Annotated in this window: 15 protein-coding genes and 3 pseudogenes; 6 read left to right on the forward strand and 12 right to left on the reverse strand. The window is 67.6% G+C overall.

All coding sequences use genetic code 11. The annotated features are described in order from the left end of the window. Window positions 1–13 precede the first annotated feature (13 nt). A complete protein-coding gene (locus tag FHY03_RS18065) occupies window positions 14–892 on the reverse strand; it encodes a pirin family protein (RefSeq protein WP_183931924.1) in 879 nt (292 codons plus the stop codon). A gap of 234 nt (window positions 893–1,126) precedes the next feature. On the opposite strand from FHY03_RS18065, the gene FHY03_RS18070 reads away from it, so the two are divergent. After that, entirely contained in the window at window positions 1,127–1,687 is a 561-nt protein-coding gene (locus FHY03_RS18070) for a MucR family transcriptional regulator (protein ID WP_183931925.1), read from the forward strand. A 528-nt stretch (window positions 1,688–2,215) separates the two neighbouring features. After that, window positions 2,216–2,392 carry a DUF6771 family protein gene (locus FHY03_RS21370; protein ID WP_311722269.1) on the forward strand — a complete coding sequence of 59 codons (177 nt, stop codon included), beginning with the start codon at window positions 2,216–2,218 and terminating at the stop codon, window positions 2,390–2,392. A 94-nt stretch (window positions 2,393–2,486) separates the two neighbouring features. Here FHY03_RS21370 and FHY03_RS18075 read toward each other — a convergent pair whose 3' ends face one another. The 5 genes and pseudogenes from FHY03_RS18075 to glsA all read right to left on the reverse strand — a co-directional run bounded on the left by FHY03_RS18075 (window position 2,487) and on the right by glsA (window position 8,338). Further along, a complete protein-coding gene (locus FHY03_RS18075) occupies window positions 2,487–3,107 on the reverse strand; it encodes a methyltransferase type 11 (protein WP_183931926.1) in 621 nt (206 codons plus the stop codon). A gap of 5 nt (window positions 3,108–3,112) precedes the next feature. Continuing rightward, window positions 3,113–4,173, reverse strand: a pseudogene (locus FHY03_RS18080) (lipocalin-like domain-containing protein). Next, on the reverse strand, window positions 4,173–6,701 hold the full coding sequence (locus FHY03_RS18085; RefSeq protein ID WP_183931927.1) for an FtsX-like permease family protein: 2,529 nt from the start codon (window positions 6,699–6,701) through the stop codon (window positions 4,173–4,175). Before FHY03_RS18085 ends, FHY03_RS18080 begins: the two are co-directional and overlap by 1 nt. Further along, complete coding sequence (locus tag FHY03_RS18090; RefSeq protein ID WP_183931928.1) at window positions 6,691–7,377, reverse strand: ABC transporter ATP-binding protein; 687 nt, start codon at window positions 7,375–7,377, stop codon at window positions 6,691–6,693. Before FHY03_RS18090 ends, FHY03_RS18085 begins: the two co-directional genes overlap by 11 nt. 40 nt (window positions 7,378–7,417) lie before the next feature. After that, window positions 7,418–8,338, reverse strand: coding sequence for a glutaminase A (gene glsA, locus FHY03_RS18095; RefSeq protein ID WP_183931929.1), 921 nt, complete (start codon window positions 8,336–8,338; stop codon window positions 7,418–7,420). Window positions 8,339–8,714: 376 nt separating this feature from the next. Here glsA and FHY03_RS18100 point away from each other — a divergent pair, with 376 nt between their 5' ends. Then, the gene (locus FHY03_RS18100; RefSeq protein WP_183931930.1) at window positions 8,715–9,041 is read left to right on the forward strand and encodes a multidrug efflux SMR transporter; all 327 of its coding nucleotides are present in this window, start codon (window positions 8,715–8,717) and stop codon (window positions 9,039–9,041) included. On the opposite strand, the gene FHY03_RS18105 is transcribed toward FHY03_RS18100, so the two are convergent. Both FHY03_RS18105 and FHY03_RS18110 read right to left on the reverse strand, forming a co-directional pair. Next, window positions 9,013–10,185, reverse strand: a complete 1,173-nt coding sequence (locus tag FHY03_RS18105; RefSeq protein ID WP_183931931.1) for an MFS transporter — start codon at window positions 10,183–10,185, stop codon at window positions 9,013–9,015. The two genes, FHY03_RS18100 and FHY03_RS18105, sit on opposite strands and share 29 nt — an antisense overlap. Window positions 10,186–10,193: 8 nt before the next feature. Continuing rightward, window positions 10,194–12,497, reverse strand: a complete 2,304-nt coding sequence (locus FHY03_RS18110) for a TonB-dependent receptor (protein WP_183931932.1) — start codon at window positions 12,495–12,497, stop codon at window positions 10,194–10,196. Between the two features lie 218 nt (window positions 12,498–12,715). Between FHY03_RS18110 and FHY03_RS18115 the strand changes: the two genes are divergently transcribed. Beyond that, window positions 12,716–13,612: a LysR substrate-binding domain-containing protein gene (locus FHY03_RS18115; RefSeq protein ID WP_183931933.1), complete on the forward strand. Its 897-nt coding sequence runs from the start codon at window positions 12,716–12,718 to the stop codon at window positions 13,610–13,612. 11 nt (window positions 13,613–13,623) lie between these two features. After that, on the forward strand, window positions 13,624–14,553 hold the full coding sequence (locus tag FHY03_RS18120; protein WP_183932004.1) for a TauD/TfdA family dioxygenase: 930 nt from the start codon (window positions 13,624–13,626) through the stop codon (window positions 14,551–14,553). 122 nt (window positions 14,554–14,675) lie between these two features. Here the strand turns inward: FHY03_RS18120 and FHY03_RS20785 are convergent. The 4 genes and pseudogenes from FHY03_RS20785 to FHY03_RS18135 all read right to left on the reverse strand — a co-directional run. Next, window positions 14,676–14,927 (reverse strand): annotated as a pseudogene (locus FHY03_RS20785) (TauD/TfdA dioxygenase family protein); the annotation flags it as partial. Between the two features lie 323 nt (window positions 14,928–15,250). Further along, window positions 15,251–15,367 (reverse strand): annotated as a pseudogene (locus FHY03_RS21440) (hypothetical protein); the annotation flags it as partial. Between the two features lie 10 nt (window positions 15,368–15,377). Continuing rightward, complete coding sequence (locus FHY03_RS18130; RefSeq protein ID WP_183931935.1) at window positions 15,378–16,418, reverse strand: NAD-dependent epimerase/dehydratase family protein; 1,041 nt, start codon at window positions 16,416–16,418, stop codon at window positions 15,378–15,380. 49 nt (window positions 16,419–16,467) lie between these two features. Then, a complete protein-coding gene (locus FHY03_RS18135) occupies window positions 16,468–17,232 on the reverse strand; it encodes an SDR family oxidoreductase (RefSeq protein ID WP_183931936.1) in 765 nt (254 codons plus the stop codon). 99 nt (window positions 17,233–17,331) lie between these two features. Between FHY03_RS18135 and FHY03_RS18140 the strand changes: the two genes are divergently transcribed. Further along, entirely contained in the window at window positions 17,332–17,571 is a 240-nt protein-coding gene (locus FHY03_RS18140; protein ID WP_183931937.1) for a LysR family transcriptional regulator, read from the forward strand. Window positions 17,572–17,710: the final 139 nt, after the last annotated feature.

The following is a 17,710-nucleotide window of genomic DNA, read 5'->3' on the forward strand; positions in this document are numbered from 1 at the left end:
CGTGCCGTCGTCCTTACCCGCCTACGCCGACCAGCGGTCCGGTGCCGTTGAACCGGCCGGCCTGATAGTCGCGTACGGCTTCACTAATCTCTTCCCGCGTGTTCATCACGAACGGTCCATGCGCTATCACCGGCTCCCTGATGGGATCGGCGTGGCCGAACAGCAGCGTAGCCTCGGACATCGCTTCGATCCCGACCGCCGCTCCGTCATCGTTGAGCGTCACAAGGTGCCACTGATCGACCGGGATTCCCGCGACCGCGATCGTGCCGGAAACTACGTAGAGGAATACGCTACGAACCGGTGGTGCTGGCAGCTTCACGTTCGCGCCTGATGCCAGATGCACGGTGGACATGAACACGTCCGTCAGCGACCGGATAGGTCCTGTGACGCCCTCGTAGGCGCCGGACACCAGCCGCAGCGTGCCGCTGCCCTCGGCGAGGGTAATTGCCGGGATCTCATCCGCCTGGACACCGGTATAGGCCGGCTGCGTCATCTTCAGCCGTGCCGGCAGGTTCACCCAGAGCTGGAGGATCTCCAAAGAGCCGCCCTGACGCTTGAAAGACGGCGGCGACACCTCTGCGTGGATCAGCCCCGACCCGGCGGTCATCCACTGCACGCCGCCGGCCTCGATCACGCTCTGGTGGCCGCCGGTGTCGTGATGCGCTAGATTGCCGGTCAGGATGAAGGTCACCGTCTCGAACCCGCGATGCGGATGCGGACCGAACGGCAGACCGTTGTTGCCCGGCGGATAGGTCTGCGGGCCGTGATGGTTGAGGAAGAGGAACGGGTCGACCTGCGCGAGGTCTGCGCTGGGCACCGGTCGGCGGGTCGTCAGATCAGCGATGTCATCGCGTTGGGCGAAATACGCTTGTGCCACGCTGCGCAACGTCATCATCTTCTCCGTCTCGGCTCAGCGGATCGAAACGGTCGAACGACACGTCCGCTCCGCTCCTGGCACGTGAGAACAATGACGGGCCAAGCTGGCAGATGCGGCTGGGAAATGGATGATTGACTGGAGCTACTTCACACCTGAACTCGTCTCGGTAGCCCAGAACTGAACAGCGAGTGTGACCCGAGCAGCTCGATCACTGGACAACCAAAAATGCGCGCTCGCTAGAGCGCGGGGATGACCACCACATCCTCTGAGCGAAGCGCGGACGCGCACGCCGATACGATTGCCTTGGCCGCGGAGTTGACGACCGCATGGCTCACCAATCCGCACACGCGTGCAGGCTCGGCTGAAGTGCTCGCTTCTCTGACCTCGATGCACGAGGCTGTGTCGGGCTTGTCCAGTCCTGCCCCAGCCAAGGACGTCGCGTCCGCGGTTGAGAACGTGCCGGCGGTGTCCGTGCGCAAGTCCCTCGCCGATCCGAACCGCATCATCAGCATGATTGACGGCAAGCCGTACGCCAGCCTGAAACGCCATCTCGCCAGCCACGGGCTCACGGCCGCCGAGTACCGTGCGCGCTTCAACTTCAAGGCCGATTACCCGATGGTGGCACCGGGCTACAGTGAGCGGCGTCGCTCGCATGCAAATCAGATCGGGCTGGGGCGAAAGGCGGCGGCCGCTGTAGAGGGCGTCGGCGCTGCCATCGAGCAGGTGGCCGAGGAGGTCGTCGGCAACGTGGAGGAGGGCGGCAGAGCCGCGCTCGCCGCCGCACGAAAGACCCTTGGTATCCGCACTTAAGCTCGGTTCGCTATGGGCCTAAGCGAGCTGACAGCCGGATAAACGATACGACGCCTGGTCAGACGTGGATCCTCGAAGAGGTCGCGCATGGCTCGACGCCGAAACCTGTTCCACCAACGCTGCCAACGGTGCTCCGCTGCATCGTGGACCAGGTGACAACGCTGGCAGAGCGCAGCCAGGTTGGAGCGCGCATTGTTGCCGGGATCGTGGTCGAGGTGGGCGCAAGCGAGCACGACCTTGGTCGTCCGTATCGCCGAGAGTGCGAGATAGCCAGACAGCGCTGTTCGCTTTCCCAGATGCGACCTCCAGCACCCGGCGTCGGCGTCCCACCATCTGCCATCTCCCAGGTGGATCACCCTTCGTAGGTGAGGGCGACCGCAATGATCGCACCGCGCCCTCGCGCGTTTGAAGCGCACCGACGCCGACAGCTGCTCCCAGTCGATCGGGTAGAGCCAGCGGTTCTCGGGACGTATCGGCATGTCGATTCTATGAGTCAGCGAGCGCCAGAACAAAAGGGAAAACTGACGCATGACGCAGGAGCAGCTGGACTTGATTGCCGCTGTTGTGAGCCGGACACCTGACTGGATCCGCCGGGATCTGTCATCCACCGAACCTGCGTTAAGGCAAAGAGCAGAGGAAGCGCTCGCCGCTATGCTCGCTGCAGCAATCGGCGGTCGTCAAACGAGGAGGGACGGCAGGAACTGAGAAGCACCTCGTATTGCGTGGTCGGTACAGGCGCAAACATATGCGCAAGAAAGGGGATAGGATATCGATATGGATATCCTAGCCGAAGTCGATCTCAGGCGACGCCTATTACAGCGGTGAGCGGGTCGCCTCGTCGTCCGTCAGCAAGGGCCTCGATTGAGCTACTTCGGAAGCCCGCGCGCTCCAGGTACAACGCGATCAGTGCGGCGTGCCCGGCTGGATCGAGCCCGCGCCAGATCGCCACGGCCTTCGCCGGAAAGCAGCGGTTCGAGAAGCTGACGATGAATGGCGCGCCCTCGCCCAGCGTGCGGTGCACCTCCGCGAAGACGTCGATAGGCCGCTGCAGGTATTGGACGCCGACACAGCAGAGGGCGGCATCGAACATGGCGGTGGCGAGCGGCAGGGCGGGATCGCGGTTCAGGTCTTGGACGAACCATCGATCGAGCTGTGGATTGGCGGAGAGTTCGCGCTCGTTCATGCCGTGGCCTACGACCTCGGCGTAGGTGCGATCGTCCGGCAGGTGGCTGACCCTGCTCGACATGAGGTCGAGGACGCGGCCCTGCTCGGGCAGCAGCTCCCGATAGCGGGCCGTCAGCGCGGCAACCGCGCCCTCGTCAATGTGCGTGACAAGCCGGGGCAGGGCGTAGAAGGCGAGGTCGTCACCTTCGTCTTGGCGAGCAAAGGCCTCGGCGGGGAGATCGGCGTCATCGGCCATCGTGATCACATCCTTAGCGCCTGATCGTAACCGGTGAGTTCGAGGTAGCCGCGGCCGCGGGTCGTCCGCACCGCCCCTTCCCAATAGACCGGCAGACCGCTTCGCCGAGCGTCGAGTTCCTGCGCGGCGAACATCGGCGTAAGGCGCCAGCGCACGACCCGGCCGTCTACGCGGACGCTCACTTCCTGCGACACCGGGTAGACCGCGCCGGTGGCGCTGCTGCGCCACGTCGCCAAGGGTCTGAACGCGACGTCGCGAGGTCCCAGCGTGCTGATGGCGCCGTCGGGCGCCGCAGCGAACCGCCGGCCCACAGTGTGCCGCCGCCTTTGCGACGGATGCGAAATGCCATCAGGGCAGAGCCGTCGTCGAAGTTGAGCCCGGTCCAGTCCCAACCCTGCGCCTCAGGGGCGAGGTAGTCCGACGACCACTCCCGGTCGAGCCACGCCTCGCCCGTGACAGCGACATCGCGGTCGTTGCGTCGTACGCGCCCAGAGACGCGCAGGTGCGGCACCGAGTAATAGTAGCTCGCCTGCTCGGGGCGCGGGCCCTTGCGGCTGTACCCTCGCGCGCCTTGTGGCAGCGGCGGCTGCGTCGGCTGGAAGGCGAGCGCCAGGGTGAAGTCGGTTGCGGCGACGCGGGTGGCCCAGTGTCCGTCCGGCGCATGGCGCAGTCGCCAGTCGCGGATGCGGATGTCGGCGTCACCGGTTCGCGCCGCTGCCAGGCCGAAGCCCTCGCGCGCGGCGCGCTCGCCGTGGCGCAGGCGGCGGGTCGATGGATCGGACAGCGCGGCGTGCGCGAACAGCACCTGGCTCGCGGTGAAGCGGCTCGGGTTGCGTCCATCAACGGGCGGTCGGGTGCGGAAGAAAGTGACCTGGAAGCCGAGATCCTCTCCCGCCTCGGTGCGCAGCCACCCGGTGACGTACCACCATTCGGTACGGAACGCCGGGTGTGCACCGTGATCAGCGGGGAAGGCGAGCGTGATCCCCGGGCGCACTACAGGGTAGCGAGCGATCGCAGGTGCCGCGACAGCGATCGCTGCCAAGCCGCCTGCAAGCAGCGTTCGCATCACCAGTCCTCCCTTACGGATTGCACGGCATCTTTCGCGGTCGCACGGCGACCGGCGAGCACGGCGGTTACGGCCGCGGCGCCAGTCAGCGCCGCTGCTACGCCAAGCAGCGTGCCCACCGGCACCTGCGTTGTCATGGTCCAGTTGAAGGATTGCGGGTTGATCACATGGATCAGCACCTGTGCGAGGATCAGACCCAGCCCGATCCCGGCGAGTGCGCCGGTCATGCCGACCAGAGCGCCCTCGGTCGCGAGCATGGCGCTGAGCTGCCCGCGCGTCAGGCCCAGGTGGCGGAGCATGCCGAACTCGCGCTCGCGCGCGATCGTCTGCGCCGACATGGTCGCGGCCACGCCCGCGAGACCAACCAGGATCGCTACCGCCTCCAGAAGGTATGTGACCGCGAAGCTGCGATCGAAGAGCGTCAGCGCCATTCGCCGCAGCGTCGCTGGCTGCGTTATCTCCACTTGCCGGCGAAGGTCGGCCGGCAACCGCTCCGCCATGGCCTTGCCTACGATATCTGCATCGCTGCCGGACGAGATCATGACCGACACCTCATCGCGCCCCTCGTCGCCGGTCAGCCTCTGATAATCCGTCTCGTCGACCAGTACGGCGCCGGCCTGGCGACCGTAGTCACGCCACACGCCAGCGATCATGAACCGAGTTCCGCCGTCGAGGGGCAGGGTGATCGTCTCACCTGGTTCCCAGCCGTAGAGCCGTTGCGCCGGCTCGGACACCCAGACCGGCAGCGCCGCGGTCGGCATCGTGGGAGCGCGCTCGATCAGGACAAGGAGGGGATCACGACCATCGCGCTCAGGCCGCGCGATCAGGCTGACGGGTGGACGGTCCGCTGCGATCGTCAGAGGCAGTTGTCGGCTGAAGGCTAGGTGTCCGACGCCGGGCGTCGCGGCGAGACGCGCGCGAGTGGCAGGGTCGAAGCTCGCGCCGGCATTGGTGCGCAGATAAAGGTCGGCGCCGAGAACCTGACCGAGCCACGTGTCTACGGCTCCCCGGAAGCTGGTCACCATCGTCACCATGGCGATCATCAGTGCGGTGGATGCGACGATCCCGCACAGCGCGGTCGCGGCTTCAGCGGGCGCACCGTACAGGTGTCGCACGGCAAGCTGCGATGGCACGCTTCCCACCATACGCTTCGCCAGCGGCTGAAGGATGGTCCGCGCGAACCACGGCACGCCGGCAACGCCGCCGGCCAGCATGAGCGCCATGCCGAGAAAGCCGAACAAGGGGAGGCCGCTCACCGTAGGCAGCAGGGCCGCGGCCGCGCCCGCGGCGAGGAGCAGGGCCGCAGGCCACCACAAGGCAGGCCGACGCGGGTCGAGGACGTCACCGGCGTTCTTCAGCGCGGCGGCAGGTGCGGCGCGCGCCGCGGCGCGCGCCGGGATCGCGCTGCCGAGCACGGCGGCTGACAATCCCAGCGCGAAGAAGCTCGCCGCGGCGACCGGCTGGAAGACGACGCGCGTCCTTGCGCCTCCGAAGTAGCCTGCGCCAAGATCGCCGCCGAACCAGTGCAGCGCCGCCCAGGCGAGCCCATAGCCGCCGACGAGTCCCGCGAGCGCACTGACGATGCCGATCGCCACGCCTTCCACGATGACCGCCGCGATGACGCCGCTGCGGGACAGGCCGAGCGTGCGGAGCAGGGCGAAGGCGCGTTGGCGTCGCGCGACGGCCAGCGACTGTGCCGAGTAGACCAGGAAACCGCCTGTCAGCAGCGCCACGAGCGCCAGCATGTCGAGGTTGACACGATAGGCTCGCGATAGCGCGGAGCCCTGTGCGCCGCGTGCGGCTTCCGACGACAGGATCGCGTCGGCGGGGAGCAGGCGCGCGAGCGAGGCCTCCGCTACCGCGCGGTCCGACAGGCGCAGGTCGATCCGATCGATCCTGCCGAGCCGCCCGAAGCGCCACTGAGCCGCAGCGATGTCGATTACTCCGAGCGCGGCCTCCGCGTCCGCGCTAGGCAGCGTACCGGCGATATGCAGGGGCACGGCACGACCGTTCGCCGTCACGGTCACGCGGTCGCCCACGGCAACGTGAGCCTGAGCGAGGGCGGTGCGCGACAGGAACAGCGACGTCTCATCGAAGACGGCGTCGCTGCCCGTGTCCGGTCCGCGCGGTGCGATGCCGACGAGCGACGGCGTCACCGAGCCCGCGCGCAAGACATCCAGGCCTAGCAGCGTCAGCTTGGCGCCTCCGATCCTTGCATCCAGCCGTACGACGGGACTGGCGTCGAGCACGCCCGCGGCGCCGGCCACGCGCGGGTAGAGCCGCTCATCGACGCCGAGCGGGCTCGTCGCGCGCACGGACAGTTCGGCGGCGCCGCTCACGCCGCGAACGGCCCCGTCGAACGAGGCCAGCGCCGAGCCGTTGACGAGATGGACGGCGAATCCGAGCGCTACACCCACGGCGATCGCGACCGCGGTCGTGAGGAAGCGGGCGGGGTGGAAGCGCCACTCCCCGCCGATCAGCCAGCCGAGCGCCAGTCGTGCTGACAGGAGGCCGGGCTCAGCGGCCACGTCGCTCCACCAACCCTTCCGCGCGAAGCGTCAGCACCCGATCGGCGATCGCGGCGCTCGCGTCCGAGTGCGTGACCATCACGCCGGCTGCACCATTTTCCCGCACGGCGTTCGCAAACAGGGCGAGCACGCGGGTGGCGGTTTCGGGATCGAGGTTGCCGGTCGGCTCGTCCGCCAGGATCAACGCGGGTCGGTGAACCAACGCTCGAGCGATCGCGACCCGCTGGAGTTCGCCGCCAGACAGGTCGCGCGCGTAGCCCTCTCCACGATCGGCCAGGCCGACAGCCGCGAGCATCTCGGCGGCGCGCGCGTTCGCCGCCGAGCCGTCGGGGAACGTCAGCGCGAGCGGCAGCGCGACGTTCTGCAGGAGCGTAAGATAGGGAAGTATGTGGAAGGCCTGAAACACGAAGCCGATGCGCTCTCGTCGCAGCCGGGTCCGTGCCGTCTCGGTCAGCGAGCCCAGCACCGTGCCGCCGATCGCGACAGATCCCTCGTCGGCCTCGTCTAGGCCGGCGAGAATGTTCAGCAGCGTCGACTTGCCCACCCCCGACTCACCGATGATTGCGACGAGCTCGCCGGCTGCCACCTGGAGGTTCAGCGACTGAAACAATCGTCGCGGCCCGGGTACCGACTTGGCGAGTCCATGGACGTCGAGGAGGATCGTCTGCTCGGTCATAGGTCCCAAGTGGCGGAGATGCGGCAACGACGCATGGCGGTCACGCGGCCAGCGATGGCGGACCGAAGACCGACCATCCCGTTTGCGCCACCAGCATCTCGAGCCCGCGAACGCCGAGGATCGAGTTGCCGTGCTGGTCGAGGTTTGGCGACCATGTCGCGATCGCCGCGACCTCTGGCGCCACGGCCAGGATGCCGCCACCCACGCCGCTCTTGGCCGGAAGTCCCACGCGTACCGCGATGTCGCCTGACGCGTCGTAGTGACCGCACGTCATCATGAGCGCGAGCACGGTTCTGGTCTGACGAGCGCGACAATCCTCCGCGGGATTGTCTGGCGCAAGGCGTGTTCCGACAAGGAAGCGCCCGGCGCGCGCCAGCCCCTCGACATCGACCGAGATGGCGCACTGTCGAGCGTACGCGTCCATGACGTCGTCGCTCGAGCCCCCGATGTTGCCGTGGTGACGCATGAAGCTGAGCATCGCCCGGTTCAGGTCGCCGCCTTCGGTGAGGACCGCCTCGTCCAGCTCGACGTCGTCGCCGGTCTGATCGCGTACCAGGTCAAGCACCGCATCCCTGGCTGCTGCACCGTGCTGCTCCACCAGCATGTCGACGACGACCAACGCGCCTGCATTGATGAAGGGGTTGCGGGGAAAACCTTCGTTCCTCTCCAGATCAACGAGCGAGTTGAAAGGGTCGCCGGAGGGCTCTTTCCCCACCCTCTCGAACACGCGATCCTCAAGAGCCCGCAGCGCCAGATCCAACGCAAACACCTTGGCGATGCTCTGTATCGGGAAGCGGTTCGCTGCGCCTGCTGATACGACGACGCCGTCCTTGTGAGCGATCGCGATGCCGAAGGGCCCAGGTGTCGCATCAGGCACCTTGGCGTCCGCAGCTCCCTCGATCTCGACGGCCTTCCGGTCGATCTCGCCGGCTATGTCCGCTAGGATCTGCTCTAGGTCCATGTTGTCTTTCTGCCGCCGCGAAACCCTGTGGCTCAGCAACGAGGGGAAAGGAGTTCTGCTCCTTCAGCAGCTGCCATCATGTGGAGAGCGCCAGTGAGGCCCAATCCGCTGATCGAGCCGGGCAGATCAGGCCCGCGCAGCCGTCCTTAGCTGATTGGGCTGACCAAGCCGCTCAACTCGTCCCAAGGACGCGACAGCAAGCCGAGAGGCGGCTGTCGGTCTGCTTGAGGTATGGGTCAAGCGCACTCATCGGCGCAATTGGTGAGGCTAGGCGGGGCAGCGAAGCGGCGTCGTTGTCGGGAGCAGTAGGAGTCCTCTTGCCGCGACGAGATGGTACTCAGCTACTACCGTCAAGCTGCGGGTAGGGGGATTACAGTTGCACTGGTTCTATCTCGCGGGGGCGATTGGGTTCGAGATCGTCGCCACCTCGGCGCTGAAGGCGGCCTCCGGCTTCACGCGGCCAATCCCCTTGATCATCGTCATCCTAGGCTACGTCGCCGCCTTCTACTGTTTGTCGGTTGCGCTGCGCGTCATTCCGATGGGCATTGCCTATGCGATCTGGTCGGGCATCGGCATCGTGGTGATCTCGCTCGTCGGCCTGTTGGTGTACCGCCAGCGGCTCGACGGGGCAGCGCTGCTCGGCATCGCCCTGATCCTGGCGGGCACCATAGTGATCAACCTGTTCTCGGGCGCGCGGCACTGAGCGTCGGGTTGGACGCGGGCGCACGATCGGCGACTGGCACCGCGCAGGCCGCCGCGAGCAGGCAGAAGACCAGGCCTAGCGGCCCGACCGGCGCGTAGCTGCCCAGCACCTGAGCGACGATCCCGGTCAGCAGCGACCCGACCGAGGTCATCGTCAGCCACACCGCCGAGCAGAGCACGGGCAGGCGCCCGCTCCGATCGACCCGGTAGGCGATCCCGAGTAGCAGCGGGTAACTGACGAACCAGGCGACATTATAGGCCACCAGGGCGACGGCGAAGGCCCAGGCGGCGCTGGAGAGCGTGAGCGCGCAGCAGGCGGCGCCGCAGGTGGCCAGCGCGAGCGCCACCGCCACGTCGCCGCGGATACGGCCGACGATCGCCGCCAGGACGACGTTGCCGAGCGCGCTGGCGAGTGTCGCGGCGCTCTGATAGCGCCCGAACGCGACCGCGGAGATGCCGATGGCGTGGGCGGCTCGCTCCATGAACGGCCAGATCGCCAGACTGCCGAAGGTGAACAGCGCCATCGCGAGCAGCACGCGCCGCTCCGCCGCGCCCAGCGGCGTTCGGGGCAGCGGCGCGGCGTCGCGCGCGGCGACGGGTCGACCGGGTAGCGCCGACGCGACGACGGTCAGCACCGCGGACAATGCCGCGAGCGCCAGGAACATGCCCGCGACCCCGCCCTGCCTGCCGACGAGCGGCAGCACGATATTGACCGCCGCGTACAGCAAGGTCTGGCATGTGATTCCGATCGAGATCGCGCGCGCGGGATGCCGGGTCGTCCCCGCGGCGAGGTTGACCGCGGCATTCGCGAGGCCGAAGCCGATCCCCGTGCCGACCCGGGTGAGCAGCAGCAGCGCGTAGCCGCCGCCCAGCGCGCCCGCTGCCTGCGCGAGGACGACGAGCAGCCCCGCCCAGATCGCCAGCCCGCGCGGTCGGACCGTGGTGGCCCGCGGCGCGATCACGAACATGGCCGCGGCGTAGGACAGCGTCTCGGTCATGCTCCACGCCCCCATGGCCGCCGGGGAGAAGCCGTAGCGGTCGATCAGACCGCCGATTAGATAGGTGCTGAAGTTATTGCCGATATGCGCCGCAGCGGTTGCGGCGCCGATGCCGAGCAGCAGCCGCCACGCTGGCGCCGGGCGCACCGCGGGAGTCAAAAGCGATAGCCCAGCGAGACACCCGCGGTGCGCCGCTCGCCCGGGTAGGTGCTGATCGAGCGATTGAAGAACATGCCGAATGCATTGGTGTTGTACGCCCTGTCGGTCAGGTTGCGGACCCAGGCGGCCACCTCGACGCCGCCCGGCAGCCGATAGGCGACGGTGGCGTTGCCGAGCCATAGATCGTCCTGGCTGAACGTGTCGCGGACGAGCTGGCGGATCGCCGCGTCGGCGAGGAAGGGCGCCGGATCGTTGTTGGTGGCTTCGGACCAGACGTGGAAGCGGTAGCGGCTGGTATAGCGCCAGTCGGTATTGAGCCGCAGCGTGCCCGTGCCCAGCGGCGTCTCGTAGCTCGCGGCCAGGTTGACGGTGTGGCGCGGCGCGCGCTCGAGCGGCTGCCCCGACAGGTCGAGCGGGGCGCCGCGGTTGATCGGGAAGGGCACCGAGGCGTCAGCGAAGTCCTTGTAGCGCGAGTCCTGGTACCCCCAACCGGCGGTCAGGCTGAGCCCGCCGAGCGGCCGCGCGACCGCCTCGAGCTCCAGCCCGTTGACCCGCGCCGCGGCCGCGTTCTGCGTGCGGGTGCCGGCGTCCTGCAGCACGGTGACCTGCATGTCGTCGAAATCATAGTGGAAGCCGGTCAGGTTGAGCGTCAGCCGCCGGTCCAGCAGGTTGGTCTTGATCCCGGCCTCGTAGGAGGTGAGCGTCTCCGGGTCGTACACCGAGAGGTCGCCGGGCGTCGCGATATAGGTGTTGTAATTGCCCGAGCGGAAGCCGCGCGCCACGCGCGCGAACAGGTGCGCGGCGTCGGACAGCGCATAGTCAGCTGACGCGTCCCAGGTCAGCTTGCGCCACGCGCGGTGCGGCGCGACGGGGACGAGCGGAGCGCCCGTCTCGTCCACCGATCGACCCGCGCGGGTGTCGACGTAGACGATCGTCTCGTCGCGGCTGTCGAAGACGTCGTTCGGGTTGGTGGCATATTCGAAGGCGCGCCCCTCGATCCCCTTGCGCTCCCACGTGTAGCGCGCGCCGGCGACGAGCTTGAGGCGCGGCGTCACGCGATAGCTCAGGCTGGCGAAGCCGGCGAGATTGTCGGTGGTAACGTCCAGGTCATAGGCGATGCCATTCACGCCGAAATTGGTCGGGCTGTAGAGGCCGAGCTGACCGAAGCTGTTCGTACGATCATGCAGGTAATAGCCGCCGACGATCCAGCCGAGCCGGTCGGTGTCGGGCGAGGCAAGGCGGAGTTCGTCGGTGAACGTGTGCGACCCACCGCCGTAGCGCTCGTGGTAGCGCGAGATCGGGTTGGCGTCGTCGTCGGAGTAGATCAGCGAGTCGGCCCACTCGAAAGCGGCGATGTTGGTCAGCGTGGCGCCGCCGAGATCGACGTCGAGTTGCGCGTCCACGCCCGCGCGATGCGCCGAGGTATAGCCGCCGCCGTTGTTGCTGAGCGCGTCGCGATTGGCCCGCTCGACATAGCCGTCGCTGTCCGCGCCGCCGGCGAGGATCCCGACGTGCTGGAGCGGCTGATCCTGTCGCGTGCGGCCGCCGTGCCCCTTCATGAGCAGTGTGGCGCCGGGCGCCAGCTCCCAGCGCAGCTGCGCGCGCAGGTCCCAGATCTCGTAGCCGCCGGCCCTTCGGCCGGTCGCGTCGTTGAAGAACTGCCCGTCACGATGCTTGTAGACGCCGGCGACGCGGTAGCTGAGCGACTCGCCGAGCGGCCCGCCCAGGCCCGCCTCGGCCTCGCGCGTGTCGTCGGTACCGTAGCTGAGTTGCGCCTGGCCCGACGAAGTCCCGCTCGGCTTGGTCGTTACATAATGGATCGCGCCCGCGGTGGTGTTCTTTCCCCACAGCGTACCCTGCGGGCCGCGCAGCACCTCGATATGGTCGAGGTCGTAGAGCGGGCGGCTGAGACCCGAGGCCGCGCTGATATAGACCTCGTCCTCGTAGATGCCGACGGGTGACGCGGTGGTGGGGGTGAAGTCGTTGGTGCCGATGCCGCGCAGGCGGAACCGCGGCATCGCCGCGCCCATCGCCGACTCGGCGACCAGGTTGGGCGTCTGGCGCGCCAGCGCGATCCCGTCCTTGAGGTGCTGCTCGGCGATCGTGTCAGCATCGACCACGGTGAGCGACAGCGGCACGTCCTGCGCGCGGGCGGCGCGCTTGGTGGCGGTGACGACGACTTCGCCGCCCGTCTCCGTCGCGGTCGCGCGGTCCTCCGCGTTCGGGACAGGGGCGGCGGGTGCGGCCGTCGCCGCCAGGACCGCGCCGAGCGCGGTGGTGCCGAGAAGCGAGAGCAGCATCTGAAATCCCCCATGTTGCCGGCGTGATCACGCCGAAGCGCCGCTGAGCCTGGTCGCTGGGCTGAAAGCTGCGCTTCAGCGGGGTGCTTCCATATTCTCTACCAGCTTGGTAGGTATTTGGTAGACTGATCCGGCCGAGGCGAGCACCCAAGCGTTTCTTAAGGAGGGTATAAGTGGAGCTTATCGCACCGCGCTTTCACCGCCTTCCGCTGCGGAACATGGCCGTGTTTGAGGCCGCGGCGCGTCACGGTCGTTTCACCGCGGCCGCAAGCGAGCTGGCCATGTCGCAGGCCCGGGTCAGCCAGCAGGTCGCCGAGCTGGAGGACGATCTGGGTGTCGCGCTGTTCGAGCGCGGCGCGCGCGGCGTGCAGCTCACCGCGGCGGGATCCACCCTGCTCGCCGACGTCGAACAAGGACTGCGCGCGATCTCCTTGGGGGTCGAGCGGGCACGCCGGCATGCCGGGCGCAAGGTGCTGCAGATCCTGACCGACTTCGGTTTCGCCGCGTGGTGGCTGATGCCGCGGCTGTCCGAGCTGGAGCGGCTGTTGCCCGGCATCGAGGTGCGGATTGCGACGACCCAGGCCGACGTCGCCGCGGCGAGTGACGACTTCGACATAGCGGTCATGTTCGGCCGCGGCGACTGGAGCGGCTATGCCGCCACCTCGCTCTTCCCCGAGGAAGTCTATCCCGTCTGTTCCCCGGCCTATGCGGGGGCGGCCGGCGCGCTGCCGCCGCGCGAGGTCGCGCAACTGCGGCATCTTCACCTCCGCGGCGGCGCCAAGGGACGCTGGTTCACCTGGTCGGACTGGCACGCGGCGCATCACCTGGCGGAAGACCGTCGCGACGACGGCCTTGCCTTCGACAACTTCCAGCTGGTGCTCCAGGCCGCGCTGCTCGGTCGCGGCGTCTGCATCGGCTGGGCGCCGCTGATCGACGATCTGATCGCCGCGGGCGGGCTGGTGCGGCTGACCGACGCGCCGCTGCGCAGCGACCGCGGCTATCACGTCGTGGAACACCCTGACCGCGGCGCCGACAGCGCGGTCGAGATTGTCCGCGCGTGGCTGCTGAGCGCGCGACAGGCGGCCCAACCCCGTCCCACCATCATGGTAGCTTAGGAGAGATGACGATGGCCGAAGGCATCAACCTACCCAACGCGACCGACCCGACGATCCCGCTACGACTCCGCCCGGTTGCGGGACGGATCGGCGCGGTCGTGGAGGGCGTCTGGCTCTCCGCGGCGCTCGACCAGGTCACCGTCGATCAGCTCCGCCGCGCGCTCTCGCGACACAAGGTGTTGTTCTTCCGCGACCAGCAACACCTCGACGACTCCGGGCATCAGGCACTCGGGCGGAGGTTCGGCGCGCCGACGACGCATCCGACCGCGCCGGCGCAGGTCGGCGATTTCCTGCTCGAGCTCGACTCCAAGCACGGCGGCAAGTCGAACGTCTGGCACACGGATCTGACCTTCGTCACCAGCTATCCCGCCGCGTCGATCCTGCGCGCGGTGACGATCCCCCCGGTCGGTGGCGACACGGTGTGGGCCAACACCGTCGAAGCCTATGCCCGCATGCCGGCGCCGCTGCGCGCGCTCGCCGACACGTTATGGGCGGTTCACAGCAACGACTATGATTATGCCGCCAATCAGACCGAGCAGGACGCGGACACCGACGCCTATCAGGCCGAGTTCGTCTCGACGGTCTACGAGGCCGAGCACCCGCTTGTCCGGGTGCACCCGCTCACGGGCGAGCGCGCGCTGGTCCTCGGCGCCTTCTTCAAGCGCTTCGTCGGGCTCGGCACCGGCGAATCGCGGCGGCTGTTCGAGACCTTCCAGGCGCATGTCACGCGGCTGGAGAACACCTGCCGCTGGGTGTGGCGCGAGGGCGATATCGCCATGTGGGACAATCAGGCGACGCAGCATTACGCGATCGACGATTATGGTGATCAGCGCCGCATCGTCCGCCGCGTCACCATCCACGGCGAGGCGCCGGTCTCGGTCGACGGGCGCACCAGCCGTCAGCTGCGCCCGGCGCGGCTACCGGACCTCAAGGTGGCCTGAGGGGGGCAGCTCGAGCCGGGTGTTCGGGTCATCGGTCCATCGATCACCCGGACGCCGCCGATCGGTCGACGAGGAGTCCGCTTGTCGGTCAACGCGGCGGATCCGCGGCGCGACCCTCCCGATCAGTACGGCCTCGTTCCCCGGATCGTGACCCGCTCCATGCGGCGGCGTTCCGGCCAACAGTCGGCCACCGGATAGTGCTGGGTCGCGCGACTGTCCCAGATCGCGACGGCGTTGGGCGTCCAGCGGAAGCGCACCTGGTACTCGGGCATCTTGAAGCGATCCAGCAGGTGCGCGAGCAGAGCGGCGCCCTCGGCCTCGTCCATGTCGTCGATCCGGCTGGTGAAGCTCCCGTTGACGAACAACACGCGCTCGCCCGACTCCGGTACGCGGCCCGGTCGTCATCCACCGCTGCCTCGAAGGAGGCCTGGCTATGTCGGTGCAGGGTCGCGTAGAGTCCGCCGCTCGCCAGCAGCGCCGACGGCGTTCCCTGCTCCAGGATGCGGCCGTCGCGCAGCACGACGATCCGGTCGGCGTCGCGCAGGGTGGCGAGCCGATGCGCGATCACGAGGCTCGTCCTGCCCGCGAGCAGGGTTCGCATCGCGCGCTGGATCTCGGCCTCGGCCGCCGAATCGATGCTCGCCGTCGCCTCGTCGAGGATCAGGATGGCGGCGTCGACGACCAGCGCGCGCGCGATGCTCAGCAGCTGGCGCTGGCCAAGCGACAGGTTCTGCCCGCGCTGGTCGAGTGGGGTGTCGTAGCCGAGTGCTAGCCGCCGGATGGGGTCGTGGCGGGGTGCGGTCACGCCCGCCACGTTCGTGCCGTCAGGGGATCAGTTTGCGCTGACGCATGTCGTTCAGTTGCGCGATCAGCACCTCGTCGGACCGTTCGTTCATTGCGAATCCTGCGCGTCGAGCCTTGGTCACGTCGAAGATCGCGTCTGCCTCGACGTTGAAGATGAAGTCGCCGAATGCGCCCGGCGCGAGGCGATCGATGTCCGCTTCCGCCAGATTGTTCTTCTTGGCAAGATCGCGCCACACCGGCCGCATCGCGTGGAGCCGCTGCTCCAGCGAGATCGGTTGTGGCTCGCCCACTTCCAGTCCGAACCAGGCCGCGAGCTTGGGCCAGACGTGCGACCAACGAAAAACGTCGCCGTTGGTGATGTTGTAGGCGCCGTCCGCCTCGTTCTCGACCGACCAGAGTGCCGCGCGACGCAGCACATCCGCACCAGTGACGTTTACTAGCACGTTGCGATACGCGGTGTCGGTCCCAGGGAACTGGAACGCAGTGCCCGTCGCCTGGCAGAGCGAACCGTAGACCCCGATGAGGTTGCCGAGGTTCATTGCCGATCCGAGCGAGTGACCGATCACAATGTCGGGGCGCAGCGCGGTCCAGCGGATGCCTTCCTTTTCGAGCGAGCGGGCGAAATCCTCGTGCCGGAAATAGAGGTTGGGCGGGAAGTGGCGGCTGTCGTCCTCACGAGCCGGCGTCTTGTAGACGCCAAGCTGCGCGCCATAGACCTTGCCTCCCTGGATGAAGGTGACCCGCTCCAACGGCGCGCCCGCGCGACGCAGCGCAGCGACGAGGTTCTCCAGCATCGCCGCATTCTCGTCCGCCTCCACGCCCGGATCGGCATTGGGCTTGAGCGCCGCGTAGAACAGGTGGGTGACCGTCTTCAGCTTGTCGCTCGACGCATCAAGACCGTTGGGGTCGAGCAGGTCGGCCGGAATGTGAGGGCCCTTGCCCAATGCGGTGTCATCGCGATTGAGCGTGGTGACGGACCAGCCCGCAATTTCGAACGCGTCGATCGCGGTCCGCCCAACGACGCCTGCCCCACCTGCCACCAGGATATGCTTGTCTGCCATGCTGTTTCTCCTGAAGTCGTGATGTTCAGCCTGTGGAATAAATGATCGATCAGGCGATCCGGCCACCGCCATCGACGTTCACGACGGTGCCGTTGATGAAGCCATTCTCCATTACCGCGAGCGCGGCGTGCGCCTCGTCCTCGATCTTACCGATGCGCCCAACGGGAAGACCGCCGGCAACGTCGGCGAAGAAAGCGGCGCGTTCGTCTTCGCCCATGCTCGACCAAGAGCTCGCATCTACGACACCGGGCGAGATGACGTTGACCCGCTTGGGCTTGAGTTCGATGGCAAGGGCGGCTGCGAGGCTCTCCAGCGCCATGTTGACCGCCCCGACGATCGATGACCCCGGCCCCTGCCGGTACGCAGCGAGACCCGAGAAGAACAGCAGGCTACCCTGCGGAGCAAGATGCTTGTCGGCGACGCGTCCGAGGTTGATCGGTCCCCAGAACTTGGAGGCGAGCATCCCCTCGATCTGCGCGTCCGTTAGCCCGGTGAATGGCCCATAGGTAAGGTCGGCCGCGGTTGTCACGATGTGATCGTAGGGGCCGTGTTCGGCGACCGCCGCCTCAACCTGTTCGCGGTCGGTGAGATCGAGCGCGTAGACCCCGAGCACGGCACCACTCAGCGTTGCAGCGGTCGCATCCAGCTTATCGCGGCTGCGCCCGGCCAGCGCCACCTTGGCGCCGCGCGCGGCCGCCATGCTCGCAATCGCGCGCCCGACCCCTGAACCGGCGCCAACGATGAAAACCTTGGCACCGATCAGGGCGCCCAGCCCGTCACCGCCGCGGGTCGCCTGCGAACTGGTCTCCGTCATATTGCTTGCTCCGTTCGATCCTGATGAGACGGAGATAGGCGCTACTCGCCGCTGAATAATCCGCGTACAAGAGCAATCACCTTTCGGCCAAGGTGAAGAATGGACCAGTTCAATCTGCTACGTCTCTATGTCGCCGTTGCCGATCTAGGCAGCTTGTCGGCGGTCGCGCGCGCGCAAGGGCTATCCCCTTCAACCGTAACGTCGGCATTGCAGCGATTAGAGGAGCGGGTCGGGGCGCGACTGGTCACGCGCACCACACGCCGGCTCTCGCTGACCGAGGAGGGAGAGCGATTCCTCGCCAGCTGCCGCCGCATCCTTGCCGACCAGGTTTTCGCATAATGAATCTCCATGTCTGCGGCGGCCCCAAGAAAGGTGCCCGTCGGCTGCATCGTGCCGCCGACGGCTGTGATCTCGGCTGATTCCGTGCTCGCTTGTAGCCAGGACTGCTGCATGTCAGTGTTGACCTGATGTCACATCC

The organism is Sphingomonas sp. BK345 (genome assembly GCF_014193845.1).
Lineage (GTDB): Bacteria > Pseudomonadota > Alphaproteobacteria > Sphingomonadales > Sphingomonadaceae > Sphingomonas.

What these genes read in the sequence shown, in the direction of transcription:
- FHY03_RS18065 (WP_183931924.1), bottom strand. Translation starts at nt 892, where the DNA reads ATGACGTTGCGCAGCGTGGCACAAGCGTATTTCGCCCAACGCGATGAC.
- FHY03_RS18070 (WP_183931925.1), top strand. Translation starts at nt 1,127, where the DNA reads ATGACCACCACATCCTCTGAGCGAAGCGCGGACGCGCACGCCGATACG.
- FHY03_RS21370 (WP_311722269.1), top strand. Translation starts at nt 2,216, where the DNA reads ATGACGCAGGAGCAGCTGGACTTGATTGCCGCTGTTGTGAGCCGGACA.
- FHY03_RS18075 (WP_183931926.1), bottom strand. Translation starts at nt 3,107, where the DNA reads ATGGCCGATGACGCCGATCTCCCCGCCGAGGCCTTTGCTCGCCAAGAC.
- FHY03_RS18090 (WP_183931928.1), bottom strand. Translation starts at nt 7,377, where the DNA reads ATGACCGAGCAGACGATCCTCCTCGACGTCCATGGACTCGCCAAGTCG.
- glsA (WP_183931929.1), bottom strand. Translation starts at nt 8,338, where the DNA reads ATGGACCTAGAGCAGATCCTAGCGGACATAGCCGGCGAGATCGACCGG.
- FHY03_RS18110 (WP_183931932.1), bottom strand. Translation starts at nt 12,497, where the DNA reads ATGCTGCTCTCGCTTCTCGGCACCACCGCGCTCGGCGCGGTCCTGGCG.
- FHY03_RS18115 (WP_183931933.1), top strand. Translation starts at nt 12,716, where the DNA reads ATGGCCGTGTTTGAGGCCGCGGCGCGTCACGGTCGTTTCACCGCGGCC.
- FHY03_RS18120 (WP_183932004.1), top strand. Translation starts at nt 13,624, where the DNA reads ATGGCCGAAGGCATCAACCTACCCAACGCGACCGACCCGACGATCCCG.
- FHY03_RS18130 (WP_183931935.1), bottom strand. Translation starts at nt 16,418, where the DNA reads ATGGCAGACAAGCATATCCTGGTGGCAGGTGGGGCAGGCGTCGTTGGG.
- FHY03_RS18135 (WP_183931936.1), bottom strand. Translation starts at nt 17,232, where the DNA reads ATGACGGAGACCAGTTCGCAGGCGACCCGCGGCGGTGACGGGCTGGGC.
- FHY03_RS18140 (WP_183931937.1), top strand. Translation starts at nt 17,332, where the DNA reads ATGGACCAGTTCAATCTGCTACGTCTCTATGTCGCCGTTGCCGATCTA.